At 72.2% G+C, this 25,704-nt stretch carries 20 protein-coding genes and 2 pseudogenes; 12 read left to right on the forward strand and 10 right to left on the reverse strand.

Translation table 11 applies throughout. The features are described 5' to 3' along the window. The first annotated feature begins 233 nt into the window (after positions 1–233). Complete coding sequence (locus RZ84_RS25485; RefSeq protein ID WP_043266256.1) at positions 234–1,319, forward strand: branched-chain amino acid aminotransferase; 1,086 nt, start codon at positions 234–236, stop codon at positions 1,317–1,319. Between the two features lie 81 nt (positions 1,320–1,400). Here the strand turns inward: RZ84_RS25485 and RZ84_RS25490 are convergent, their stop codons facing one another. After that, positions 1,401–2,861 (reverse strand): cytosine permease, encoded by a 1,461-nt coding sequence (locus RZ84_RS25490; protein ID WP_043266257.1) that lies wholly within the window; start codon positions 2,859–2,861, stop codon positions 1,401–1,403. 276 nt (positions 2,862–3,137) lie between these two features. Between RZ84_RS25490 and ureA the strand changes: the two genes are divergently transcribed. The 6 genes from ureA to cimA all read left to right on the forward strand — a co-directional run bounded on the left by ureA (position 3,138) and on the right by cimA (position 10,834). After that, on the forward strand, positions 3,138–3,863 hold the full coding sequence (ureA, locus tag RZ84_RS25495; RefSeq protein ID WP_043266258.1) for an urease subunit gamma: 726 nt from the start codon (positions 3,138–3,140) through the stop codon (positions 3,861–3,863). After that, positions 3,860–5,548, forward strand: coding sequence for an urease subunit alpha (locus RZ84_RS25500; protein ID WP_052230155.1), 1,689 nt, complete (start codon positions 3,860–3,862; stop codon positions 5,546–5,548). Before ureA ends, RZ84_RS25500 begins: the two co-directional genes overlap by 4 nt. Before the next feature lie 174 nt (positions 5,549–5,722). Continuing rightward, positions 5,723–6,763: an agmatine deiminase family protein gene (locus RZ84_RS25505; protein ID WP_043266259.1), complete on the forward strand. Its 1,041-nt coding sequence runs from the start codon at positions 5,723–5,725 to the stop codon at positions 6,761–6,763. Between the two features lie 53 nt (positions 6,764–6,816). Further along, positions 6,817–7,470, forward strand: coding sequence for a TetR/AcrR family transcriptional regulator (locus RZ84_RS25510; protein WP_052230552.1), 654 nt, complete (start codon positions 6,817–6,819; stop codon positions 7,468–7,470). A 124-nt stretch (positions 7,471–7,594) separates the two neighbouring features. Next, on the forward strand, positions 7,595–8,911 hold the full coding sequence (locus RZ84_RS25515; protein WP_043266260.1) for an MFS transporter: 1,317 nt from the start codon (positions 7,595–7,597) through the stop codon (positions 8,909–8,911). Between the two features lie 282 nt (positions 8,912–9,193). Beyond that, the gene (gene cimA / locus RZ84_RS25520; RefSeq protein WP_052230156.1) at positions 9,194–10,834 is read left to right on the forward strand and encodes a citramalate synthase; all 1,641 of its coding nucleotides are present in this window, start codon (positions 9,194–9,196) and stop codon (positions 10,832–10,834) included. 251 nt (positions 10,835–11,085) lie between these two features. Here the strand turns inward: cimA and RZ84_RS25525 are convergent, their stop codons facing one another. Beyond that, the gene (locus RZ84_RS25525) at positions 11,086–11,718 is read right to left on the reverse strand and encodes a YceI family protein (RefSeq protein ID WP_043266261.1); all 633 of its coding nucleotides are present in this window, start codon (positions 11,716–11,718) and stop codon (positions 11,086–11,088) included. Between the two features lie 246 nt (positions 11,719–11,964). Here RZ84_RS25525 and RZ84_RS25530 point away from each other — a divergent pair, with 246 nt between their 5' ends. The 5 genes and pseudogenes from RZ84_RS25530 to RZ84_RS37065 form a co-directional block, all read left to right on the forward strand. After that, positions 11,965–14,442 (forward strand): polysaccharide lyase 8 family protein, encoded by a 2,478-nt coding sequence (locus RZ84_RS25530; RefSeq protein ID WP_078894173.1) that lies wholly within the window; start codon positions 11,965–11,967, stop codon positions 14,440–14,442. Between the two features lie 218 nt (positions 14,443–14,660). After that, positions 14,661–16,244, forward strand: a complete 1,584-nt coding sequence (locus RZ84_RS25535) for an acyl-CoA carboxylase subunit beta (protein ID WP_043266262.1) — start codon at positions 14,661–14,663, stop codon at positions 16,242–16,244. A 39-nt stretch (positions 16,245–16,283) separates the two neighbouring features. Next, positions 16,284–16,490, forward strand: coding sequence for an acyl-CoA carboxylase epsilon subunit (locus tag RZ84_RS25540; RefSeq protein ID WP_043266263.1), 207 nt, complete (start codon positions 16,284–16,286; stop codon positions 16,488–16,490). A gap of 220 nt (positions 16,491–16,710) precedes the next feature. After that, positions 16,711–17,364: a DUF4360 domain-containing protein gene (locus tag RZ84_RS25545; RefSeq protein ID WP_043266264.1), complete on the forward strand. Its 654-nt coding sequence runs from the start codon at positions 16,711–16,713 to the stop codon at positions 17,362–17,364. Between the two features lie 92 nt (positions 17,365–17,456). Then, a pseudogene (locus RZ84_RS37065) lies at positions 17,457–17,742 on the forward strand (dihydroxyacetone kinase subunit DhaK); the annotation flags it as partial. Between the two features lie 331 nt (positions 17,743–18,073). Here the strand turns inward: RZ84_RS37065 and RZ84_RS25555 are convergent. From RZ84_RS25555 to RZ84_RS41710, 8 genes and pseudogenes are all read right to left on the reverse strand, one after another. Continuing rightward, positions 18,074–18,652: a GTP-binding protein gene (locus RZ84_RS25555; protein ID WP_073447656.1), complete on the reverse strand. Its 579-nt coding sequence runs from the start codon at positions 18,650–18,652 to the stop codon at positions 18,074–18,076. Then, positions 18,633–19,262: a DUF742 domain-containing protein gene (locus RZ84_RS25560; protein ID WP_043266266.1), complete on the reverse strand. Its 630-nt coding sequence runs from the start codon at positions 19,260–19,262 to the stop codon at positions 18,633–18,635. The genes RZ84_RS25555 and RZ84_RS25560 overlap by 20 nt, the downstream gene beginning before the upstream one ends. A gap of 84 nt (positions 19,263–19,346) precedes the next feature. Beyond that, the gene (locus tag RZ84_RS25565; RefSeq protein ID WP_018087204.1) at positions 19,347–19,760 is read right to left on the reverse strand and encodes a roadblock/LC7 domain-containing protein; all 414 of its coding nucleotides are present in this window, start codon (positions 19,758–19,760) and stop codon (positions 19,347–19,349) included. Between the two features lie 10 nt (positions 19,761–19,770). Continuing rightward, the gene (locus tag RZ84_RS25570) at positions 19,771–22,971 is read right to left on the reverse strand and encodes a nitrate- and nitrite sensing domain-containing protein (protein ID WP_043266267.1); all 3,201 of its coding nucleotides are present in this window, start codon (positions 22,969–22,971) and stop codon (positions 19,771–19,773) included. A 411-nt stretch (positions 22,972–23,382) separates the two neighbouring features. Then, positions 23,383–23,976 carry a GTP-binding protein gene (locus RZ84_RS25575; RefSeq protein ID WP_043266268.1) on the reverse strand — a complete coding sequence of 198 codons (594 nt, stop codon included), beginning with the start codon at positions 23,974–23,976 and terminating at the stop codon, positions 23,383–23,385. Next, the gene (locus RZ84_RS25580; RefSeq protein ID WP_016576235.1) at positions 23,957–24,367 is read right to left on the reverse strand and encodes a DUF742 domain-containing protein; all 411 of its coding nucleotides are present in this window, start codon (positions 24,365–24,367) and stop codon (positions 23,957–23,959) included. Before RZ84_RS25580 ends, RZ84_RS25575 begins: the two co-directional genes overlap by 20 nt. A 113-nt stretch (positions 24,368–24,480) precedes the next feature. Next, positions 24,481–24,894 (reverse strand): roadblock/LC7 domain-containing protein, encoded by a 414-nt coding sequence (locus tag RZ84_RS25585; RefSeq protein ID WP_018087204.1) that lies wholly within the window; start codon positions 24,892–24,894, stop codon positions 24,481–24,483. A 9-nt stretch (positions 24,895–24,903) separates the two neighbouring features. Next, positions 24,904–25,704 (reverse strand): annotated as a pseudogene (locus RZ84_RS41710) (histidine kinase); the annotation flags it as partial.

Raw genomic sequence — 25,704 nt, forward strand, 5'->3', positions numbered from 1 at the left:
CCGCCGTGGCCCGGCGCTGTCCGTATGGACGGCCCTGGGCAACCGGCGGGTTCGGTGCGACCATCGACGCGGACCGCGCAGACCGGTTCCAGCGGCGGACACCCACGCGCGATAATCGGACGAGGGGCCGGCGTCCGCCGCGGAACGTGGACGTCCCGGTAACCACCGGTACGCCCCAGGGATCGTGCGCACGGCCGCGCGGCAACGGACTACGCAGTGAAGGACACCCATTCATGACGACGCCCGCGATCGAGCTCAAGCCCTCCTCGCACCCGCTGCCCGACGCGGAGCGGGAGCGGATCCTCGCCGCTCCCGGTTTCGGACGGCACTTCACCGACCACATGGTGATGATCAAGTGGACCGAGGGCCGCGGCTGGCACGACGCGGAGCTGGTGCCGTACGCGCCGCTCTCCCTCGACCCGGCGAACATGACCCTGCACTACGCGCAGACGATCTTCGAGGGCCTGAAGGCGTACCGCCAGCCCGACGGCAGCGTCGCCACCTTCCGCCCGGACGCCAACGCCCGCCGCTTCCAGGCGTCCGCCCGCCGCCTGGGCATGCCCGAACTCCCCGTCGAGACCTTCATCGCGGCCTGTGACGCGCTGGTCGGCCAGGACCGGGCGTGGGTGCCGAACAGCGGTGAGGCGTCCCTCTACCTCCGGCCGTTCATGTTCGCCAGCGAGGTCGGGCTGGGCGTCCGGCCCGCCAACGAGTACCTCTTCCTCGTCATCGCCTCGCCCGCCGGCGCGTACTTCCCCGGCGGGGTCAAGCCGGTCTCGGTGTGGCTGTCGGAGGAGTACGTCCGGGCCACCCCGGGCGGCACCGGCGCGGCCAAGACCGGCGGCAACTACGCCGCGTCCCTGGTCGCCCAGGCGCAGGCCGCCGAGCAGGGCTGCGACCAGGTGGTCTGGCTGGACGCGATCGAGCGCCGCTGGATCGAGGAGATGGGCGGGATGAACCTGTACTTCGTGTACGGCAACCGCATCGTCACCCCCGAGCTGACCGGTTCGCTGCTGCCCGGCATCACCCGCGACTCGCTGCTGACCATCGCCGCCGACCTCGGGTACGAGGTCTCCGAGGGCCGGATCTCCGTCGAGGAGTGGCAGGGCGCCACCGAGGACGGCACGCTGACCGAGGTCTTCGCCTGCGGCACCGCCGCGGTGATCACCCCGGTCGGTACGGTCAAGTCGGCCCGCGCCAACTGGACGGTCGCCGACGGCGAGCCCGGCGAGGTCACCATGAAGCTGCGCAAGGCGCTGCTGGACATCCAGACCGGCGTGGGCGCGGACACCCACGGCTGGATGCACCCGCTGGGCTGAGCCCGGCCCCCGGCGACGCGCAGGCCGCCACCGACCGAGCGTCGGTGGCGGCCTGCGCCGTGAGCGGGGACGGGATCCGGCTCAGCGGACCTCGGCGGGGGACCCGGCGGCCGGTGCCTCCGTACGCGGGGCGGGGACCGGGCGCAGCGGCGCGACCCGGCGCGGGTCCCTGGCGGTCAGCAGGAAGTAGACGATGCCGGCGGCAGCCGCGGCGAGCACGAAGCTGATGTCGATCCCGCCGGTGAAGGGCAGCAGCGGGCCCTTGTAGAAGGGTGTGTCCACGCCCATCAGGCCGACCGCCGAGCCGACCGCCCAGGCGACGGTGGCCTGGACGTTCCAGCCGGCCCGGAACCAGTAGACGCCGCCGACCGTGCCGCGGTTGTAGACCTGGAGGGAATCGGCGTCGTAGGTGCCGCGGCAGCGCACGAAGCCGATGACGGTGATCACCGCCCACGGCGTGCCGACGGCGGTCATCAGCAGCACGAAGGACGTCATGGCGTCCTGCGCGGCCCACAGGAAGTGGCCGGCGTAGACCAGCGCGGTGGAGACCGCGGCGACCACGTAGGTGGCCTGGGTGCGGGTGGCCTTGGGCAGGATCGCGTCCAGGTCGAGCCCCATGCTGTAGAGCATCAGGCCGGAGTTGCCGACCGAGCCGGCGGAGGCGTTGAGCAGCAGCAGGGCCAGGTACCAGAACGGCGCCCCGGCGACCAGCGGGCCGGCGTAGTCGCTGCCGCCCGCCCCGACAGCCAGGGCGCTGAAGGTGCCGAAGAGCTGCGGGACCAGCAGGCCGACCAGCAGACCGCAGTAGGTGGCCGCGAAGACCTTCCGGGAGCTGTGCCGGCGCGGGGAGATGTAGCGGCTGTAGTCGCCGAGCAGAGTGATGAAGGCGATCGGGCCGCTGAGGCCGGCGGACACCGCGGCCAGCAGCCAGGTCTGCCAGAAGCCGCCGAGCGCGTACGGGGTGCCGGGGACCGGGCCGGTGTGGAAGGTGTGCAGGTAGGCGAGCACGCCGACCGCGAGCAGCACGGTCAGCCCGATGGAGAGCAGCTTGCTCATCCGGAGCAGCACCCGGTAGCCGTAGACCGCGCCCACCGCGGTGGCGCCGGCCAGCAGTGCGTAGACCAGCGCGTAGGCGGTGCCGTCGCCCGGCAGGCCGATGAGGCGGTGCAGGCAGCCGACCATCGCGTCACCGCCCACCCACAGGGTCAGCGCCGTGTAGCCGAGCGAGAGCAGCAGGCCGATCACCGAGCCGATGAGCCGGCCGCGGACGCCGAAGAACGCGCCGCTGCTGGTGGAGAGGTTGGTGGCGCTGCGCAGCGAGACCAGCGCGAGCGGGGCGGTCAGCACGGCGCCGACGACGGTGCCGGCCACCAGGGAGGTGACCGAGCCCCAGAAGCCGAGGCCGAAGGAGACCGGGAGCCAGCCGAAGATCACCACACCCAGGGCCAGGTTCGACCCGAGAAGGATCGAGATCAGGTCGCGAGGGGTACTGGTGCGCTCCTCGTCCGGGATGGTGTCGACTCCGCGTTGTTCGATCGGCATGAGGGCTCCCCTGAGAGGCCGGAACAGATGGTGAGCGGTGCTGTGCGCGGTGCTCCGTGTGGTGGGCGGTGCTCCGGAGCGGTGCTCCGGAGCGGTGCTCCGGAGCGGCGCTCGCTGCTGCGAGATCATTTGAGCGACGCTCTAGAATCGATCAATTCACGCCATTGACCAGAGCGACGCTCAATATGAGTCATGCGTCTGTCCTAGGTCAATGGTTTCGGAATGGAGAATTCCAAGTTAGAGTGCTGCTCAATTCGAGCGGGAGGACGGGATCGGATGCGGCTGACCCCCACAGAACGCGACCGGCTGCTGCTGTTCGGCGCTGCCGAGCTGGCCCGGGCCCGCCGGGCCCGCGGACTGAAGCTGAACGTGCCCGAGGCGACCGCGCTGATCGCGGACACGGTCTGCGAGGCGGCGCGGGACGGGCGCCGCCTCGCGCAGGCCATCGAGGCGGCGCGCGGCGTGCTCGGCCCGGACGACGTCCTGCCGGGCGTCGCCGACGTCGTCACCGAGGTGCACGTCGAGGCCGTCTTCGACGACGGCTCCCGGCTCGCGGTGGTCGGCGACCCGATCGGCGCCGCGGCCGGCAGCGGTACCGGGGCCGGCAGCGGCGCCGGCCACCGGGCGCCGCCCGCGCCCGGCGCGGTGCTCCCCGGCCCGGCCGGCCCGGAGCCGGAGCCCGCGGTGCTGCTCGCGGTCCGCAACACCGCGCCGGTGCCGATCAGCGTCACCTCGCACTTCCACTTCTTCGAGGCAAACCCCCGGCTGGAGTTCGACCGCGCCGCCGCGTACGGCATGCGGTTGTGCGTCCCTGCGGGCTCGTCGGTGCGGTTCGACCCCGGAGGCGGCTCGACGGTCGGTCTGCTGCCGATCGGCGGCGACCGGATCGCGATCGGCTTCGCCGGACTGGTCGACGGCCCGCTCGACGCACCCGGCGCCAGGGCCGAAGCGCTGCGGCGGGCCGCCGCCTGCGGCTACCTGGGAGCGGAGGAGCGCGCATGACCATCGACCCCCATGAGTACGCGTCGGTCCACGGCCCGCGGGCCGGCGACCGGGTCGTCCTCGGCGACTCCGGACTCGTCGTCCGGGTCGAGTCGGACGCGCAGAAGCCCGGGGACGAGTTCCTCGCCGGCTTCGGCAAGACCGCCCGGGACGGGCTGCACCTCAAGGCCGCCGCGGTCCGCGAGACCTGCGACGTGGTGATCAGCAACGTCCTGGTCGTCGACGCGGTGCTGGGCATCCGCAAGGTGTCGATCGGCATCCGCGAGGGCCGGATCCACGCCATCGGGCGGGCCGGCAACCCGGACACCCTCGACGGGGTCGACGTCGTCGTCGGCACCGGCACGTCCATCGTCTCCGGCGAGGGCATGATCGCCACCGCCGGCGCCGTGGACACCCATGTCCACCTGCTCTCCCCGCGCGTCATGGAAGCCTCGCTGGCCTCCGGCGTGACCACGATCATCGGCCAGGAGTTCGGGCCGGTCTGGGGCGTCGGCGTCAACTCCCCCTGGGCGCTGGGCCATGCCTTCGGCGCCTTCGACGCCTGGCCGGTCAACATCGGCTTCCTGGGCCGCGGTTCGTCCTCCGGGGAGGCTCCGCTGGTCGAGGCGCTGGCCGAGGGCGGCGCCTGCGGCTTCAAGGTCCACGAGGACATGGGCGCGCACGCCCGCGCCCTGGACACCGCACTGCGGGTCGCCGAGGACCACGACGTCCAGGTCGCGTTGCACAGCGACGGCCTCAACGAATGCCTCACCGTCGAGGACACCCTCCGCGTCCTGGACGGCCGCACCATCCACGCCTTCCACATCGAGGGCTGCGGCGGCGGGCACGTCCCCAACGTCCTGAAGATGGCCGGCGTCCCCCACGTCATCGGCTCCTCGACCAACCCCACCCTCCCCTTCGGGCGGGACGCGGTCGCCGAGCACTACGGCATGATCGTCTCGGTCCACGACCTCAAGACCGATCTGCCGGGCGACGCCGCCATGGCCCGCGACCGCATCCGGGCCGGCACGATGGGCGCCGAGGACGTCCTGCACGACCTCGGGGCGATCGGCATCACCTCGTCCGACGCCCAGGGCATGGGCCGGGCCGGCGAGACGGTCCGGCGCACCTTCGCGATGGCCGGCAAGATGAAGGCCGAACTCGGTCCGCTGCCGGGCGACGGCGCCCACGACGACAACGCCCGGGTGCTGCGCTACGTCGCCAAGCTCACCATCAACCCCGCCATCGCACACGGCCTTTCGCACGAGATCGGGTCGATCGAGGTCGGCAAGATGGCCGACCTCGTGCTCTGGAAGCCGCAGTTCTTCGGCGCCAAGCCGCAACTGGTGCTCAAGTCCGGCTTCCCCGCGTACGGCGTCACCGGCGACCCCAACGCCGCCACCGACACCTGCGAACCCCTCGTCCTCGGCCCGCAGTTCGGGGCGCACGGCGCGACCCCGGCGGAGATCTCGGTCGCCTTCGTCGCCGGCGCCGCGGTCGCCCAAGGCAACGACGGCATGCCCACCCGCCGGCGCCGGGTCGCCGTCCGCGGCACCCGCGGAATCGGTCCCGGCGACCTCGTCCACAACTCCCGTATCGGACAGGTGCAGGTCGACGGGCGCAGCGGACTGGTCACCCTCGACGGCGACCCGATGCGCTCCGCACCGGCCGACACCGTCTCGCTCTCCAGGCTCTACTTCCTCTGAATCGCCGCTGACTTCCGCTGACTTCCGCTCACTTCCTCTACTCCTCTGACGCGCGGATCCGCACCGCCGTCTCCGGCGTCTCCCTGCGGCGCACGCGCGCCCCGTCGCACCGCCGCCGCCGGTACGCCCCGGACCCGCCCGCCCCGACGCTTCCCCGAACCGTGAGGACCCCGTATGAACACCCCCGCCGCCGACGGCTTCCGCATGCCCCCCGAATGGGCACCGCACCAGCGCACCTGGATGGCCTGGCCCGGACCCAACTTCACCTTCGGCGAGGAGGGCGGCGAGGCGCTCGCCGCGGCCCGCGCCGCCTGGGCCGCGGTCGCCCGCGCGGTGAGGCGGTACGAGCCGGTCACCGTACTGGCCGGCCCCGGCCAGCAGGCGGGCGCCCGTGCCCTCCTCGGCGCGGACATCGAGCTGGTCGAGCGCCCCCTCGACGACGCCTGGATGCGCGACATCGGCCCCACCTTCCTCACCGACGGCCGGGGTGAACTGGCCGCCGTGGACTGGGCGTTCAACGGCTGGGGCGCCCAGGAATGGGCCGCCTGGGACCGCGACGCGCAGATCGCCGAGCAGGTCGCCGGGCTCGCCGGGGCCCGCCGCTACGCCACCTCGCTGGTCAACGAGGGCGGCGGCATCCACGTCGACGGCGAGGGCACCGTGCTGCTCACCGAGACCGTGCAGCTCGACCCGGGCCGCAACCCCGGCCGCACCAAGGAGGAGGTCGAGGCCGAGATCCACGCCCACCTCGGCACCACCAAGGCGATCTGGCTGCCCCGCGGCCTGTACGCCGACTACGGCCGGTTCGGCACCCGCGGCCATGTCGACATCGTCGCCGCCTTCGCCCGCCCCGGCGTGGTGATGGTCCACACCCAGCCCGACCCCGCCCACCCCGACCACGCCATCTGCAACGAGATCGGCAAGCTGCTGCGCGCCTCGACGGACGCCACCGGCCGCCCGCTGGAGGTCGTGGAGATCCCGGCCCCCACCGTCACCGAGGTGGACGGCGAGCCGGTCGACCACTCCTACATCAACCATCTCCAGTGCAACGGCGGCATCGTGCTGTGCGCCTTCGACGACCCGCGCGACGAGGAGGCCGCCGCGATCTTCCGCCGACTCTTCCCCGGGCGCACCGTCACCCTCGTCGACGCCCGTACGATCTTCGCGGCGGGTGGCGGTATCCACTGCATCACCCAGCAGCAGCCGAAGGTCTGATGCACCGCTGCCCGATCGGCCCGTCCCAGCCCGTCCCGACCCCGGAGGCCACCGTGTCCGGTCCCGTACGCCGTCCCCGGCGGCGCCTGAACCAGCCGCGCGAACAGGTACTGGCCGCGGCGATGGCCACCATCGCCGCGGAGGGGCTGGACCGGCTGACCATGGCCGGGCTGGGCCGCGAGGTCGGGATGAGCAGCGGCCACATCCTCTACTACTTCGGCACCAAGGACGAGCTGCTGCTCCAGACCCTCCAGTGGAGCGAGGAGCAGCTCGGCGCCGAACGCCGGGCCGCCCTCTCCCGCCGCGTCCCGGCCCGCGAACGGCTGGACGCACTGGTCGACCTCTACCTCCCCGAAGGCCACCGCGACCCGCGCTGGACGCTGTGGCTGGAGGTCTGGGTCCGCTCCCAGAACGCCGACGACGAGACCCGCGAGCGCCAGCTGGACCTGGAGCTCGCCTGGCACCGCGATCTGGTGGCCCTGCTGGTCGAGGGCGTCTCGAAGGGCGAGTTCCGGCCGGTCGACGCGGAACGCTTCGCGACCCGCACCCGGGCCCTGCTCGACGGCTTCGGCACCCATCTCGTCGTCGGCCTGCCCGGGACGACCCGTGAGCAGGTCGACCGCGCCGTACGGGAGTTCCTCGACGAGTCGCTCACCGTCCCCCAGGGCCTGCACGGCCCCGGCCCATCGGGCAGGCCCCAGGACTGACCGCCGCCGGACCCGCCTCGGCCCACCGCACGCCGCGCCCGTGACCGCAACGCACGCAAGTACGCGTGATCGTTGCACACCCGGCTCTTGCCGACCGGCCCGCGCTGGGCGACCGTGAGCGGCTATGGAACAAGCTCAATGGAAGAAGATCTGGGTCGGCTCGGCCGGCAACATGGTCGAGTGGTTCGACTGGTTCGTCTACGCGAGCTTCGCGGTCTACTTCGCCGATGCGTTCTTCCCGAAGGGGAACGACACCGCGAACCTCATGAACACCATGGGGATCTTCGCCGTCGGCTTCTTCATGCGCCCGGTCGGCGGCTGGGTGCTCGGCCGGGTCGGGGACCGCCGGGGCCGCAAGGCCGCGCTCACCCTGACCGTCACGCTGATGTCCGCCTCGGCCGTCCTCATCGCCGTCGCGCCCACCTACGCCGCGGCCGGCTACGGCGGCGTGGCCGTGCTGCTGCTCGCCCGGATGCTCCAGGGACTGTCGGTCGGCGGCGAGTACGCGGCCAGCGCCACCTACCTCACCGAGGCCTCCGCGCCCGGCAGCCGCGGCTTCGCCTCCAGCTTCCAGTACGTGTCGATGACCGCCGGCCAGCTGCTGGGCCTGGGGCTCCAGATCGTGCTCCAGCGCACCATGTCCGAGGCCGCGCTGCACAGTTGGGCCTGGCGGATCCCCTTCATCGTCGGCGCGCTGGGCGCCGCCGTCGTCTTCTGGCTGCGCCGCAGCATGCTGGAGACCGAGGTCTACGCCGAGGACGAGGGCGCCCGCTCCGACCCGGACCGCGGCACCCTGAAGGCGCTGTGGGCCCACAAGCGCGAGGCGTTCCTGGTCATCGCGCTGACCATGGGCGGCACCGTGGCGTACTACACGTACACCACCTACCTCACCAAGTACCTCTCGGGCAGCGCCGGGATGTCCAAGCCGACCGCCTCCCTGGTCAGCTTCTGCGCGCTGTTCCTCTTCATGTGCCTCCAGCCGCTGGCCGGCCGGCTGTCGGACCGGATCGGCCGCCGCCCGCTGCTGATCACCTTCGCGGTCGGCTCGACCTTCCTGACCGTGCCGATCATGACGCTGCTCAGGCACGCGGGCTCCTTCTGGCCGGCCCTCGGCCTCTCGCTGCTGGCCCTGGTCGTGGTCACCGGCTACACCTCCATCAACGCCTGTGTGAAGGCCGAGCTGTTCCCGACCGGCATCCGCGCGCTGGGCGTCGCCCTGCCGTACGCCATCGCCAACGCGCTGTTCGGCGGCACCGCGGAGTACGTCGCGCTGTGGTTCAAGAACGGCGGTATCGAGTCCGGCTATTACTGGTACGTCTCCGGCTGCGCCGCCGTCTCGCTGGTGGTGTACCTGACGATGCGGGAGACGCGGACCATCGATCTGCACCGGGTCGGCGCCGCGGCCGGCGACGACTCCGGTACGCGGGTGCTCGCATCCTGAGACACCAGGCGGCGCGGGGGCGGTGATGTGCCAGACTGCCCCCGTGCTCTCGTTCGCCATGATTATTGGCAGCAGGCGCGCCGGTCCGCAGTGACCGCCCCGTAGAAACCGGCTACGGCGCGGACACCGTCGTCCCAGACCCGCGCGCAGACCTCTCGCACCCGCGAGAGGTTTTTTCGTTTCCGGCCCACCCGCCACCGGACACGGAGCGCGAGGGATCATGGAGGGACGGTGGAACCGGTTACTCCGGTAGACCGAGACCCCGACAGGAGCCAGACCCGCATGACGGACGCACGCGAATCCGCCCCCTCGGCCGACGTCCTCCCCGCCGGCGCGGTGCCCGACGACTTCCACGTCTTCGACACCACCCTGCGCGACGGCGCCCAGCGCGAGGGCATCAACCTGACCGTCGCCGACAAGCTGACCATCGCCCGCCACCTGGACGACTTCGGCGTCGGCTTCATCGAGGGCGGCTGGCCCGGTGCCAACCCGCGGGACACCGAGTTCTTCCAGCGCGCCCGCGAGGAGATCACGTTCCGGCACGCGCAGCTGGTCGCGTTCGGCGCCACCCGCAAGCCGGGCGTCCGCGTCGAGGACGATCCGCAGGTCGCCGCCCTGCTGGACTCCCGGGCGCCGGTCATCACGCTGGTCGCCAAGTCCCACCTCGGCCATGTCGAACTGGCGCTGCGCACCACGCCGGAGGAGAACCTCGCGATGGTCCGGGACACCGTCGCGTACCTGGTGGACCGGGGCCGCCGGGTCTTCCTCGACTGCGAGCACTTCTTCGACGGCTACGCACTGGACCCGGGCTACGCGAAGCAGGTCGTCCGCACCGCGAGCGAGGCCGGCGCCGACGTCGTGGTGCTCTGCGACACCAACGGCGGGATGCTCCCGGCGCAGGTGACCGCCGTGGTGCGCACCGTCCTCGCGGACACCGGCGCGCGGCTGGGCATCCACGCCCAGGACGACACCGGCTGCGCGGTCGCCAACACCCTGGCCGCGGTGGACGCCGGCGCCACCCACGTCCAGTGCACCGCCAACGGCTACGGCGAACGGGTCGGCAACTCCAACCTGTTCCCCGTGGTCGCCGCCCTGGAACTGAAGTACGGGCGCCGGGTCCTGCCCGAGGGCAAGCTCGCCGAGACCACCCGGATCTCGCACGCCATCGCCGAGGTCGTCAACCTGACGCCCTCCACCCACCAGCCGTACGTCGGCGTCTCCGCGTTCGCCCACAAGGCCGGGCTGCACGCCTCCGCGATCAAGGTCGACCCGGACCTCTACCAGCACATCGACCCGGCGCTGGTCGGCAACACCATGCGGATGCTGGTCTCCGACATGGCCGGGCGCGCCTCGATCGAGCTCAAGGGCAAGGAGCTCGGCATCGACCTGGGCGGCGACCGCGAGCTGGTCGGCCGGGTGGTCGACCGGGTCAAGGAGCGGGAGCTGGCGGGCTACACGTACGAGGCCGCGGACGCCAGCTTCGAACTGCTGCTGCGTGCGGAGGTGGACGGCAGGCCGCTGCGCTACTTCACCGTCGAGTCCTGGCGCGCCATCGTCGAGGACCGCCCGGACGGCACGCACGCCAACGAGGCGACCGTGAAGCTCTGGGCGAAGGGCGAGCGGATCGTCGCCACCGCCGAGGGCAACGGCCCGGTCAACGCGCTGGACCGGGCGCTGCGGGTGGGCCTGGAGCGGATCTATCCGCAGCTCGCCACGATGGAGCTGGTGGACTACAAGGTCCGCATCCTGGAGGGCGCGCTGGGCACCGGCTCGATCACCCGGGTCCTGGTCTCCACCGGCGACGGCCGCGGCGAGTGGTCGACGGTCGGCGTCGCGGAGAACGTCATCGCGGCGTCCTGGCAGGCGCTGGACGACGCCTATGCGTACGGGCTGCTGCGGGCCGGGGTCGAGCCGCAGGAGTGAGTGCCCGTGGCGCGTACGAGCGCCACGGTTGTCCACAGGCACCGGCGACGGCCGGTGCGGAGCGCTACCTTCGCCGCATGCGTGGTGGAGGCGGGGGAGGGGCCTCGCCACGGGGGGCGAGGTGGGGTGGGCGGGCCCCTCCTTTTCCGGTCCTTTCCTGGTCCTTTGCGGGGGCGGGGGTCCCCGGGTTGGGGAGAGGGAGGGGCCCTGCCAGGAAAGCGGCGGAGGCCGGCCCTCCTCGCCCCCGGCCGTCAGCCCTTTCTGACCGCCGAGATGTCAAAGGTCAGCTTCACCTTGTCGCTGACCATGACGCCGCCGGTCTCCAGGGCGGCGTTCCAGGTCAGGCCCCAGTCGGAGCGCAGGATCTCGGCGCTGCCCTCGAAGCCGACGCGCCGGGCACCGTATACGTCGGTGGCCGCGCCGTTGAACTCCAGGTCGATGGCGAGCGGGCGGGTGACGTCCTTGATCGTCAGATCGCCGGTGACCCGGTACGTCTCACCGCCGAGCTGCTCGACCGTGCCGGAGCGGAAGGTCATGAGGGGGAACCGCTCGGCGTCGAAGAAGTCGGGGCTCTTGAGGTGGCCGTCGCGGTCGGCGATGCCGGTGTCGATGCTGGCGATCTTGACGTCGATGTTCGCGGTGGACGCGGCCGGGTTACCGCCGTCCAGCGTCAGCACGCCCTCGTGTTCGCCGAACGTGCCGCGGACATTGGTGACCATGGCGTGCCGGACGGTGAAGCCGATGCTGCTGTGGGCCGGGTCGATGGTGTAGTCGCCGGTCAGCGCGGCGAGCGCGGGGTCCGCCGCCAGCACGGCGGCACCGGCGGCGGCCGGGGCGTCGGGGGTGGCGGGGGCGCCGGTGCGCTTGCGGTGGAACAGAGCCATGGCTCCTCCTCGGGGACGGTGTGCAGGCAGGGGTGCGTGCAGCAGTATTGTTTAACCTTCAACGAGATTCACCGTAGCGCGATCTGGTTCAACGTTCAACCTCGTCTTCTCCGGCTTCCCCCGGACGGGTGCCGATGCCCGCTCCCGGTGCGGTCATTGCCGCCCCGCGGGCCGCCGTGCTAGACCATCGGAAACTCCCAAGTGCGCAGCGCCACAGTCCGGTTGACGCCGTGGAGAGGACCGACCGTGCCGCCCGAAGCCGCCCTGCCCGCCTGGTCGCGCCGAGGATTCCTCGCCACCTCCACCGCGAGCGCACTGGCCCTCGCACTCGGCCCGGACGCGCCGGCCGCCGCCCGCACCGCCGCCCCGGACCGGGCGGCCGACGGTGCCGACGCGGCCGAGGGCGCCGACGCGTACGCCCTGCTCCGCCGCCGCTGGTGCGAGCTGGCCCTCGGCACCGGATACGACCCCGCCGCGGCCCCGTACGCCGCCGCCCTCGAGGAGACCGGCACCAGCGCGGCCGGCTTCCGGTCCCGGATGCGGCCGGAAGCCGGCTCCCTGTGGCCGGACTGCCCCTACGACCCGCCGGCCGGCATCACCCGGAGCTACGGCCGGCTCGCCACGATGGCCCTGGCCTACGCCCAACCCGGCACCGGCCACACCGGAGCCCCGGCCCTCGCCGCCGACACCGTCGCCGGTCTCGACCACCTCGACCGCACCGTCTACCACCCCGCCACCACCCGCTACGGCAACTGGTGGGAGTGGCAGATCGGCAGCCCCCGGCTCCTGCTGGACAGCCTCGCGATCCTCGACGAGCACCGGCCCGGCGGGGCCGGCGACGCGCTGCGCGCCCGCTGCCTGGCCGCCGTCGACCACTTCGTCCCGGACAGCGCGCTGGGCGCCTACACCGGCACCAGCACCGGCGCCAACCGCGTCGACCTGTGCCGGGTGGTGGCCCTGCGCGGGGTCCTCGGCCGCGCCCCGGACAGGATCGCGCTGGCCCGGGACGCCCTCTCGCCGGTCTTCCCGTACGTCACCGAGGGCGACGGGCTGCACGCCGACGGATCGTTCATCCAGCACACCTGGGTCGCCTACTCGGGCACCTACGGCGCCGTCCTGCTCGACGGCCTGGGCCGGCTGTTCACCCTGCTGCGCGGCTCCGCCTGGGAGGTCACCGACCCCAAGCGGCAGATCATCTTCGACAGCGTCGAGCACGCCTTCGCGCCGCTGCTCCACGACGGCCTGATGATGGACAGCGTCAACGGCCGTGCCGCCAGCCGCGGTTACCTGCGCGGCGACCAGCGGCACATCCTGCGCAGCGACCACTTCCACGGCCATGCGCTGATCGCCGCCATCGCCCTGCTGGCCGAGGGCGCGAGCGCCGCCGAACGCGACCGCTGGCACGCCATGATCAAGGGCTGGACCGCCCGCGACCGTACGCTGCCGGTGCTCACCGACCGGCAGTACGCCGTCGCCGACCTGGCCCGCCTGGGCCGGATCGCGGCGAGCGCGGTGCCCGCCGCCCCGGAGCCCGTCGGCCACCGGCTGTTCCCCGCCATGGACCGCGCCGTGCACCGCCGCCCCGGCTGGACCGCCGGACTCGCCATGGCCTCCGACCGCATCACCTACTACGAGAACGGCAACGGCGAGAACCGGCACGGCTGGCACACCGGCGCCGGCATGCTCTACTGGTGGCCCGCGGACCGCGGCGGCGACCAGTACACCGACGCCTACTGGCCCACCGTCGACCCCTACCGGCTCCCCGGCACCACCGTCTCCACCAAGCGGCTCGCCGACAACGAGGGCGGCGGCTGGGGCGAGCCGAAACCCGCCGCCCGCTGGGTCGGCGGCACCACCGACGGCGAATTCGCCGCCATCGGCCAGGACCTGCGCGGCCTGGCCTCCACCCTCACCGCGAAGAAATCCTGGTTCGCCCTCGCGGACTGCGTGGTCTGCCTGGGCGCCGGGATCACCTCCCGCGACGGAGTCCCGGCCGAGACCGTCGTCGACAACCGCGCCCTGGGGGAGTCGGGCACCGCGGCGCTCACCGTCGACGGGGTGCGCCGACCCGCCGCCCTCGGCCGCACCATCGCCTTCCGGCGCGTCCACTGGGCCCACCTCGCCGGGCACGGCGGCTGGGTCTTTCCCCGATCCCCCGGCGGAGCCCCGCTCCGTGTCCGGCGCGAGGACCGGACCGGCTCCTGGCACGACATCAACAGCACCTCCGCCACCGAGCCCCGCACCCGCCGCTATCTCACCCTCTGGTACGACCACGGCACCGACCCCACCGACGCCGGCTACGCCTACCTGCTCATGCCCGGCGCCACCGAGCGCACCCTCGCCGACCGCGCCGCCGACCGCTGCTGGCTCACCCTGCTCGCCAACGACGCGGGCCGGCAGGCCGTCGCCGTCGACTCGCTCGGCCTAACCGCGGCCAATTTCTGGCGGGCGGGCCGCGCGGGGCCGCTGGCGAGCAGCGGGCCGGCGAGCGTGCTGGTCCGCGAGCGGCCCCGCGGCGGCCGGGCCGGGCGGCGGGCCGTGCTGTGCGCCGCGGCCCCCGAGCGCACCGGCGACACCCTGGAGATCACCTGGTCCCGGCCGGTGCGCGCGGTGCTCCGCCACGACCCGTCCGTCGAGGTGCTGACCGTCGGCGACGCCCTGCGGCTGCGTATCGCCCCGGGCACCGCCTGTACCACGCACACCTGTGAGGTGCGGCTCGGCTGACCCGGTCCGGGCGCCGGTTCCCACCGTTGGAGCGCACAACATCACCCGGTCGGCGTTTGTCGGCACCGTACAGACGCTGGACACCGCGTCCACCCGGCGAGAGACCGGTGGTCGCGCCTCGTGCAGCGTGATTCTGTATTGCCTGCCCACCAAATGGCACCCGACGTTGTACGAAACCGACATCGGTGCACGGGGCCTCGCCCACGTACCGTCTATACATGACCACTGTCGAAGATGTGCCCGCCGGCGCCAACGACGCCCGCGGGCGCGTCGCCGAACTGCACGCGATCCGCGAGCAGGTCCGGCGAGGCCCCAGCGAGCGAGCCACCGAAGCGCAGCGTGCCAAGGGCAAGCTGACGGCCCGCGAGCGGATCGAGCTGCTGCTGGACGAGGGTTCCTTCAACGAGGTCGAACCCCTCCGCCGCCATCGCGCCACCGGCTTCGGCCTGGAGGCCAAGAAGCCGTACACGGACGGTGTGATCACCGGCTGGGGTACGGTCCACGGCCGGACCGTCTTCGTCTACGCGCACGACTTCCGGATCTTCGGCGGTGCGCTGGGCGAGGCGCACGCCACCAAGATCCACAAGATCATGGACATGGCGATCCAGGCGGGTGCCCCGCTGGTGTCGTTGAACGACGGCGCCGGCGCCCGTATCCAGGAGGGCGTCGCGGCGCTGGCCGGCTACGGCGGCATCTTCCAGCGCAACACCAAGGCGTCCGGTGTCATCCCGCAGATCAGTGTGATGCTCGGCCCGTGCGCCGGCGGTGCGGCGTACTCGCCCGCGCTGACCGACTTCGTGTTCATGGTCCGCGACACCTCGCAGATGTTCATCACCGGCCCGGACGTGGTCCGCGCGGTCACCGGCGAGGAGATCACCCAGAACGGACTGGGCGGCGCCGACGTGCACGCCGAGACCTCCGGTGTGTGCCACTTCGCCTACGACGACGAGGCCACCTGCCTCGAAGAGGTCCGCTACCTGCTGTCGCTGCTGCCGGCCAACAACCGGGAGAACCCGCCGGCGGTGGCCTGCGAGGACCCCGCCGACCGCAGCGGTGACGCGCTGCTGGACCTGGTCCCGGCGGACGGCAACCGGCCGTACGACATGCGCAAGGTCATCGAGGAGATCGTCGACGACGGCGAGTTCCTGGAGGTCCACGAGCGCTGGGCCACCAACATCATCTGTGTGCTGACCCGCATGGACGGACGGGTGGTCGGCATCATCGCCAACCAGCCGCAGTCGCTGGCCGGCGTGCTGGACATCGAGGCGTCCGAGAAGGCCGCCCGCTTCGTCCAGATGTGCGATGCCTTCAACATCCCGATCGTCACGCTGCTGGACGTGCCCGGCTTCCTGCCCGGCGTCGACCAGGAACACGGCGGCATCATCCGGCACGGCGCCAAGCTGCTGTACGCGTACTGCAACGCGACCGTGCCGCGGATCTCGATCGTGCTGCGCAAGGCGTACGGCGGCGCCTACATCGTCATGGACTCGCAGTCCATCGGCGCCGACCTGACCTACGCCTGGCCGACCAACGAGATCGCGGTGATGGGCGCGGAGGGCGCCGCCAACGTCATCTTCCGAAAGCAGATCGCCGAGGCCGACGACTCCGACGCCATGCGCACCCGCATGGTCAAGGAGTACAAGTCCGAGCTGATGCACCCCTACTACGCGGCCGAGCGCGGCCTGGTCGACGACGTCATCGACCCCGCCGACACCCGCCAGGTGCTGATCAGCGCGCTGGAGATGCTGCGCACCAAGCACGCGGACCTGCCCGCCCGTAAGCACGGCAACCCGCCCCAGTAACCACGTACGTCACCGCTTCGACGGAGAATCGAGACCGCCGTGAACCCTGCCCGAGGCACCGCCGCCCCCATCCGCGTCGAGAAGGGCCAGGCCAGCGAGGAAGAGCTGGCCGCCCTGACCGCCGTTCTGCTGGCCCGCGCCGCCCACCGGCCCGAGGCGCCCGCCCGGCCGCGCGCCACGGCCGCCCGCTGGCGCCGGCTGGAGCGCCAGATGGGCTTCCACGGCGCGACCAGCTGGCAGCGCTGAACCCCGCGCCACACGCAGTACCGGCCGAAGGGCCCCGCCGGAGCGGGGCCCTTCGGCCTTTTCCGGGACCGGTCCGGTGACGGCCGGATAAAGGCGTAGATTCAGCCCAATCCCGGGGAGCAGAGCTGTTCAAGCGGAGATCCACGTGCTGGCATGCGCTCGTCATCCGCTCCTGGTGTGCCCGCCCCCGCGGGGCCAGGACGACCGGAAGGAAGAGCCCATGCTCAGCACGCTCGGTACCGGCGCCGCGGCGGCGGCCCTGCTCCTCGGATCGGCATTCCCCGCCTCCACGCCCCGGTGGGGCGACGACCCGCCGGCCGGCAAGATCGCCATAGACGTCGCCACGGTCAACGGTTCGGGCTGCAGACCCGGCAGCGCCGCCGTGGCCGTCGCCCCCGACAACACCGCCTTCACCGTCACCTACAGCGAATACCTCGCCCAGGCCGGCGGCGCCAGCAAGCCGACCGACGCCCGCAAGAACTGCCAGATCGCCCTCAACGTCCATGTCCCGCAGGGGTTCACCTACGCCATCGCGCGGGCCGACTACCGCGGATACGCCTCGCTCGCCCCGGGCGCCAAGGGCCTGGAGCGGGCGAACTACTACTTCCAGGGCGACCCGGAGACGGCCCACGCGACCCACACCTTCAGCGGCCCCTACGAGACCGACTGGCAGAGCTCGGACCAGACCGACGTCGACGCGCTGGTCTACGCGCCCTGCGGCGAGGAGCGCTACTTCAACATCAACACCGAGCTGAGGGTGGACGGTTCGCAGGCCGACCCCAAGACCACCAGCTACATGACCATGGACTCCACCGACGGCAGCATCAACACCGTGTACCACTTCGCCTGGAAGCAGTGCCCCACCACCGGGTGACCGGAAGCCAGGACGTCCCGAACGGCTGACACGCGGGGCCCGCACGCGCTCGCGTGCGGGCCCCGCGCACGGTCGGCCGGCACGCGCCCCGCCCCGGCAAGGTCGCACTCGTCATCGGCGGCGGCTCCGGCTGCTACCCCGCCTTCGCCGGGCCGGTCGGCCCCGGGCTCGCCGACGCCGCCGTGATCGGCGACGTCTTCGCCGGCCCCGGCGCCGAGCAGGTCCACCGCACCGCGCGGGCCGCGCACGGCGGCGCCGGCAGCCTGCCCGGCCATGGCAACTACGCAGGCGACGCCATGCACTTCGGCCCGGCCGCCCGCCGCCGAGGGCATCGCGGCCCGTACGGTGCCGGTGACGGACGACGTGGCGAGCCGGCCGCCGCGGCGGCGGCCACCCGGGCTCGCCGCCGAGAGCGCCCGCCTCACCCCGGCCCGCGGGCGCGCGGCCCGGATGGGGGCGCTCGGCCACGGCCACCCGGACGCCGGGGCGGTCTCGCTCGCGCCGCTCCGTACGGCCGTGGGCGGCACGCTGCGCCGAGCCCCCGACGCACCCCGGCACGACGAAGGCCCCCGCATCCGGCAGGTGTGCGGGGGCCTTTCGTCGTACGGCGGATACGCCGGGCACGGGGGCGCGGCGCGACCGGTGCCGTAGGACGCGTCCAACGCGTCCAACGCGTCCGACGGGGCCGGGGCGGAATGGCCCGGTGCCGTCAGCGCAGGCGGGCCATCAGGGCGTGCTCCACGAGCGTGATGAGCGCGCTCTTGGCCTCGCTGCGGTGCCGGGCGTCGGTGGTGATGATCGGTGCGTCCGGGCCGATCTGGAGCGCCTCGCGGACCTCGTCGGGCGTGTAGGGCTGGTGCCCGTCGAAGCCGTTGAGGGCGATGACGAACGGCAGTCCGCTGTTCTCGAAGTAGTCGACGGCCGGGAAGCAGTCGGCGAGCCGCCGGGTGTCGACCAGGACGACCGCGCCGATCGCGCCGCGGACCAGGTCGTCCCACATGAACCAGAAGCGGTCCTGGCCCGGCGTACCGAAGAGGTACAGGATCAGGTCCTGGTCCAGGGTGATCCGGCCGAAGTCCATCGCCACGGTCGTGGTCGTCTTGTCCGGCGCGTGCGTGAGGTCGTCGATCCCCGCGGAGGCGGAGGTCATCACGGCTTCGGTACGCAGCGGATTGATCTCTGAGACGGCCCCGACGAACGTGGTCTTGCCCACGCCGAAGCCGCCCGCCACCACGATCTTCGCGGAGGTGGTGGAGCGGGCTGCACCGCTAGAGCTTGCGAAGTCCACTGAGCACCCTTTCGAGCAGTGTCACATCTGGCTGTCCGCCGGCGGTCTCGTCCCCGCCGGGCTGATGGATGGCGACGAGTCCGGCCTCCGCCAGGTCGGCGACGAGGATCCGGGCGACGCCGAGGGGGATGGAGAGGAGGGCCGAGATCTCGGCCACTGATTTGATCTCGCGGCAGAGGTGGCAGATGCGCTGGTGCTCCGGCAACTGCCCCTGCAGCTTGGCGGGCTCGGCGGTCGTGCTGACCAGCGCCTCGATGGCGAGCTGGTAGCGCGGCCGGGTCCGGCCCCCGGTCATCGCGTACGGCCGCACGAGCGGGTTGTTCGAGCCCGTGGGGGCCGGCTCGGGCGCCGGCCGGTGGGGCTGCACCGGCTGGATGCGCGGTGCCTGCGGCTGGTCGTACGGCGAGGGTTCGTACGGTGCGGGTCCGGCGGGCCGGGAACCGTACGGGCCGGGCTGCTGAGGGGCGCGCTGCGGCGGCTGCGGCGGCTGGGGCCGCTGCGGCCTGCGGCTCGGCGCAGACGGGAAGTTGAAGCGGTTGTGATGGGTGTCGCCCTGCGGACCGGACTCCTGTCCGGAACCGTACGGGTAGCCGCTCGGGGGCGTTGCCACGTCTCCTCCTCCAACTTGCCTGTCTGACGCCGGTCGCGCCACCGAACCCTATGGCGCGGTGGCGGGAAACGCACTGCCTGTCTGCTAGTTGAGAAGGCTGCCCTGCAGTTCTGCGCGCAGGTCGGGCGTCAGGACGGTGCCCGCGCGGTCGACCAGCAGGGCCATCTCGTAACCGACGAGGCCGATGTCGCACTCGGGGTGCGCCAGTACGGCCAGCGACGATCCGTCGGACACGGACATGATGAAGAGGAACCCGCGCTCCATCTCCACCACGGTCTGGTTGACGCTGCCGCCCTCGAAGATGCGGGAAGCGCCGGAGGTCAGCGACGTCAGGCCGGAGGCCACCGCCGCCAACTGATCTGCTCGGTCCCGAGGGAAGCCCTCGGACATGGCGAGGAGGAGACCGTCCGCGGAGACCACGACCGTATGGGACACCCCGGGGGTGTTGTCCACGAAGTTGGTGATCAACCAGTTCAGGTTCTGCGCCGCCTGGCTCATCGGGCTCACACTAACGCTCCTGATCGTAGGTGCTGCCGGGGCCGAAGCCCTGTTGGTCATTCTGGGGGACCCCCGACGAGGGATCCATGCCGGCGCTGCGTCCCTGCTGGACACCGCGGCGCAGATTGCTCAACCTGCCGCGGACGTCCTCCGGGGCGCGGGAGACCTGGGGGCCGCCCTGCGCGGTCTGCTCCGCGATGCCCTCGACCAGGTTGGCCTTGGGCACCCGCCGGGGAAGGCCGGATGCGGTGACCCCGCCCGCCGTCGGCTGGCGCAGTCGCTCCGCCCGTTGCCAGCGCTCGTCGTTGGCGCTGCGCCAGACAGAGCCGTCGTCCTGCCCGGTCTCCGGTTCGGTCCGCTGCTGAGCCTGCGGGGAGCCGCCTCCGCGGCGCGGAAGGCCGGCGTCGGTCAGCGAGTGGATCACGCTCGCGGTAGGGCCGGGACGCTCGAATGTTACGCGCTCAGGCGCATCTGCGGGAGCGGCAGGTGGATTCCGGTCAGATTCCGCTTCGGATCCGAAGTGGCCGTCGTACATGGCGCGTTCGGACCACTCGCCCGCCGGGCCCGGCTCCGGTGCGGGGAACTCCGGTGCGAGGAAGGGGTTCCGGCCGGTGGTCTGTGCCGGGTCCGGCTCGCCGAACGCCTGGCGGCCGTGGGAGCGGTCGTCGTAGAGCGGCTGACCGGCCTCCGGATGGGCCGGCTCCGGATAGGCCGCCTCCGGATAGGCCGGCTCCGGATAGGCCGGCTCGGGGTAGCCGGGCGCCGGGTAGGCCGGCTCGGAGTGGCCCGGCGCCGGGTGACCCGGCTCGGAGTGGCCCTGGTGGGCGCCCGGCACCTCGTCGCGGAACAGCGGCCGGCCGTCGTCCTGGCCGCCGGCCGGCTGCCCGCCGGCCGCCTGGGCCTCCAGCGCCGCGCGGCGCTCCTCGCGGAACAGCGAGCGGCCCACCGGGTCCAGCCCGGTCGCCCCGTCGGCGGGACCGTACGAGCTGTCGTCGAAGCCCAGGTCGGCCGCGGTGCGCTGGTCGTTCTCGTACGGCGTGTGCTGGTGCTCGGGGACGATCCGGGAGACGGTGAAGGTCTCGTCGAACTGGTCCTCGCCGCCACCGCCGTGGGTGATCGCCTCCGGCAGCATCACCAGCGACGTGGTGCCGGCCTGCTCGCCCGAGGGACGCAGCTGGACCCGGATCCCGTGCCGGTCGGACAGCCGGCCGACCACGAACAGGCCCATCCGCTGGGAGATCGCGGCGTCCACGTTCGGCGGGTTCGCCAGCTTGTGGTTGATGTCCGCGAAGTCCTCGGGGGTCAGCCCGATGCCCTTGTCGTGGATCTCGATCATGATCCGGCCGTCCGGCAGCCGGGTCGCGGCCACCTTCACCTTGGTCTGCGGGGAGGAGAACGTGGTGGCGTTCTCCAGCAGCTCGGACAGCAGGTGGATGAGGTCGGTCACGGCGGTGCCGTGGATCTCGCTCTCGGGGACCCCGCTCAGCTCGATGCGCTCGTACGACTCGACCTCGGACGTCGCGGCCCGCAGCACGTCGATCAGCGGCACCGGCTGGTTCCAGCGGCGGCCCGGCTCCTCGCCCGCGAGGATCAGGAGGTTCTCGCCGTTGCGGCGCATACGCGTCGCGAGGTGGTCGAGCCGGAAGAGGTTCTCCAGCTGGTCCGGGTCCGCCTCGTTGTTCTCCAGGTTGGTGATCAGCTCCAACTGGCGCTCGATCAGGCCCTGGTTGCGGCTGGAGAGGTTGGTGAAGATCGCGTTGACGTTGCCCCGCAGCAGCGCCTGCTCGGCGGCCAGCCGGACCGCCTCGCGGTGCACCTGGTCGAAGGCGCGGGCGACCTCGCCGATCTCGTCCGTGGTGGAGATCGGGATCGGCGTCACCCGGGTGTCGACCCGGCCCGGGTCCGTACGGGAGAGCTGGTCGACCAGCATCGGCAGCCGCTGCTCGGCCACGCCGAAGGCCGCGTTGCGCAGCTCCCGCATGTTGCGGCTCATCCGGCGGGCCATCATCCCGGCCACCAGGAACGCGGCGATCAGGGAGGCCAGCACGATGCCGGAGTCGACGAAGGTGGACTGTTTGGCGTCCGAGGAGATCTGCGCCGCCTCGTTCACCGCCTTGTCCGCCAGGTCCTTCTCGATGGACCGGTACATGTCGAACTTGCCGGTGGCGGCCCGGAAGTAGGCGTCGGAGGTGACGCCCTGCGCGGCCAGCGTCTCCGGCGCCGCGCCGGACGCGATGAGCGTCGACATCTGGTCCATCGACGGCGGGGTGTGGAACGTCTGGCCCGCGGCCTGGGCCTGCTCCTTTGCCCGTGCGATCTGCTGCTGGGCCGACTGCTGGAGCGCCGCGGCGTCCTTCTGGAGCCGCGTGACGTCCTCGGGCGTACCGCCGGAGGTGTACTCGCCGACGGCGATGCCCTCCAGGTAGCGGTACGACGCGAACGCGGTCAGCTGCGCCTTGTGCTCCTTGCCGCCCTGCGGGGAGGCCGGGTCGACCAGCAGGTGGGTGCCGATCGAGCGCTCCAGCGACTCGGCGGCCTTCGCCAGCGAGATGGCGTAGACGGTGCGCCCGTAGGAGGTGATGTTGCCGGTGCCCAGGCCCAGTTCGTTGGCGAACTCCATGAGCGGGTGCTGGACCGCGACGTAGCCCTCTTCGGTCTGCACGCCCTGGAGCTTGGCGGTGAAGGCGACCTGCCGCAGCTGCGCCAGCTTGGGCTCGGTCTTCTCGAACAGCGCCAGCCGGCGCTTGAGGCCCGGCTTGTCGGGCATCGACTTGGCGGCCTCGTGGAACTGCTTCGCGGCGGCGTCGGTGGCGTCCCGCGCCTCCTGGACGACCGGGTCGTCCTTCTTGCCCTTCAGCAGCGGCGCCGCGGTGCGGTCCCGCTCGTCGATCAGTGCGTTGCTGTAGGAAAGCGCGGAGCGAACGAGTTTCGCGGTGTTCTCCGCGTCCTGCGCGTCCTGCCAGGTACCGACAGATCCCTTCACGCGCAGGATGCCCAATATGAGGGCGAGGAGTACCGGGATCAGCAGAATGGCGTTCAGCCGAGTGGCCACCCGCCAGTTGCGCGGGGAGTACTTCCCGCCGCTGACCGGAGGCTTCGCGACCGGGTTCTCGGACGCGTCGGAAGCCGGTGCGTCACCACTGCGGGGTGGCGGGGTGAAGTTGCCCCGCCGCGGTTCCTGCGGCTCGGGGCTCGACGTGCTTCGCCTCACTCGACCAACAACCTCTCGGCGCCGGCACCGTATTGCTGTGCCGTTTCTTCTGGGCGTTACTACTCCGGAGTTCAGCGAATTTCAGCACGTCAGGGCGGTGCGTTCCAAACACTGAGCAAAGCCGGAGCAGTTACCGAAGAACGCGAGATAAAAGGGGCGTTAAGGGCGAGGCGCGGCAAAAGGCGGGAGAAATGTGAGCGCAGCGAAGCCGGGCATGCGCGTGCGGTGTCGAAAGCGACCTGATTCTCTGTCGAAACGTTATGAAGCCAGTTTGTGGGCGTGTCGAAGGACACAGATCGCCGCTCCGTGAACGGAACGGCGCCAGGGCAGGCTTCATGGCCCCCGATGACGCCCCCGGATGACAACTGCCGTACGGCCCGCGCCAGATGACGCGCGGGCCGTCGGCGGCGGCTACTGGAGCCGGGCCATCAGCGCGTGCTCCACGAGCGTGATGAGCGCGCTCTTGGCCTCCGCGCGGTGCCGGGCGTCGGTGGTGATGATCGGCGTCCCCGGGCCGATCTGGAGCGCCTCGCGGACCTCGTCGGGCGTGTACGGCTGGTATCCGTCGAAGCCGTTGAGGGCGATGACGAACGGCAGTCCGCTGTTCTCGAAGTAGTCGACGGCCGGGAAGCAGTCGGCGAGCCGCCGGGTGTCGACCAGGACGACCGCGCCGATCGCGCCGCGGACCAGGTCGTCCCACATGAACCAGAAGCGGTCCTGGCCCGGCGTACCGAAGAGGTACAGGATCAGGTCCTGGTCCAGGGTGATCCGGCCGAAGTCCATCGCCACGGTCGTCGTGGTCTTGTCCTGGACGTGGCTCAGATCGTCGATCCCCGCGGAGGCCGAGGTCATCACGGCCTCCGTGCGCAGCGGGTTGATCTCCGAGACGGCCCCGACGAAGGTGGTCTTGCCCACGCCGAAGCCGCCCGCCACCACGATCTTCGCGGAGGTCGTGGTGCGGGCCGGGCTCGCCCCGAAGCCGCCGTCAGAGCTTGCGAAGTCCACTGAGCACCCTCTCCAGCAGGGTCACGTCCGGGGTTCCGCCCGCCTCGCCGCTGCCGCCCGGCTGGTGGATCGCCACCATCCCGGCCTCGGCCAGGTCCGCCACCAGGATCCGCGCCACCCCCAGCGGGATGTGCAGCAGCGCGGAGACCTCGGCCACCGACTTGACCTCGCGGCACAGGTGGCAGATCCGCTGGTGCTCCGGCAGCAGACCGGGCAGCTGGGACGGGTCGGCGGTGGTGCTCACCAGCGCCTCGATGGCGAGCTGGTAGCGGGGCCGGGTCCGGCCTCCGGTCATGGCGTAGGGGCGCACCAGCGGCTGGTCACCTTCGCTCCCGTACGGCGCTGAGCTGTAGGCGCCGTACGGGCCGGAAGTGGCGGGTGGCGGTGTCATGGGTCCTCCGGACGGGACAGCGGACTGTCGTCGGGTTGGGCCGGTGGGGGGTGCGGCAACGAATGGTTGAGGGGTTACCGGGTGCGGTGCGGCGCTGCGGACGACGCACCGACTCAGTTCAGCAGGCTGCCCTGCAGTTCTGCCCGCAGGTCGGGCGTCAGGACGGTGCCCGCGCGGTCGACCAGCAGGGCCATCTCGTAACCGACGAGGCCGATGTCGCACTCGGGGTGCGCCAGTACGGCCAGCGACGATCCGTCGGACACGGACATGATGAAGAGGAACCCGCGCTCCATCTCCACCACGGTCTGGTTGACGCTGCCGCCCTCGAAGATGCGGGAAGCGCCGGAGGTCAGCGAGGTCAGCCCCGAGGCCACCGCCGCCAACTGGTCGGCGCGGTCGCGGGGGAAGCCCTCGGACATGGCGAGGAGCAGTCCGTCCGCGGAGACCACCACCGTGTGGGACACCCCGGGGGTGTTGTCCACGAAGTTGGTGATCAACCAGTTCAGGTTCTGCGCCGCCTGGCTCATCGGACTCAACTAACGCTCCTGCTGGTGAGTGGGATCGACAATGCCGTGGGTGCCGGTGGACGACGTCCCGGCCTGCCGGCCCTGCTGGATACCCCGGCGGAGGTTGGTCAGCCGCCCGCGCACATCACTGGGCGCGCGCGAGACCTGCGGACCGCTCTGGGGCGACTGCTGCTGGGCGGTGCCCGCGACGAGGTTCGCGCGCGGGACCCGGCGGGGCAGTCCGGACGTGGTCACGCCGCCCGAGGCGGGCTGGCGTATCTGCTCCGCCTGCCGCCACGTCTCGTCGTTCGGCGAGGTACGCCACTGCGCCGTGGCGTCGGCCGGCGCCGGCGCGGCATCGCGGGCGCCGCCGGCCGGCCCCGCGGCGGGTGCCGCACTCTCCTGCTCGGCCCCGCGGCGCGGCAGCGGCGGTGCGTCGGCGCGGTCGGTCCGCGGCGGCACGCCGGCGGCTGCCGAGGCCGGGTGGCTGAACCAGTTGGACTCGATGGTGTCGAAGATCGGCGTACGGCCGTCCCCGGGGCCGGCGTCCGCCCCGCCGAGCACGTCGCCACCGGCGGGGGCGCCGCCGGCCGCCGGCCGGTCGCCCTCGGGACGCGGGAACCGGCCGGTGTCGTACTCCCCGGTGCCGGCGTCGGGACGCGGGAACTCGCCGGTGTCGTACTGCCCGGTGTCGCCCTCGGGACGCGGGAACTGCCCGGTGGTCTCCGGCTGCCGGGGCTCGAACGGGTCCGCTGCGTACCGGCCGGTGGTCGCCGGCCGCCCGCTCCCGTACTGGCCGGTGTCGCTGTCGGGGCGGGGGGGCCGCCCCGG

The sequence above is a fragment of the Streptomyces sp. CT34 genome, from assembly GCF_000805335.1.
Classification (GTDB): domain Bacteria; phylum Actinomycetota; class Actinomycetes; order Streptomycetales; family Streptomycetaceae; genus Streptomyces.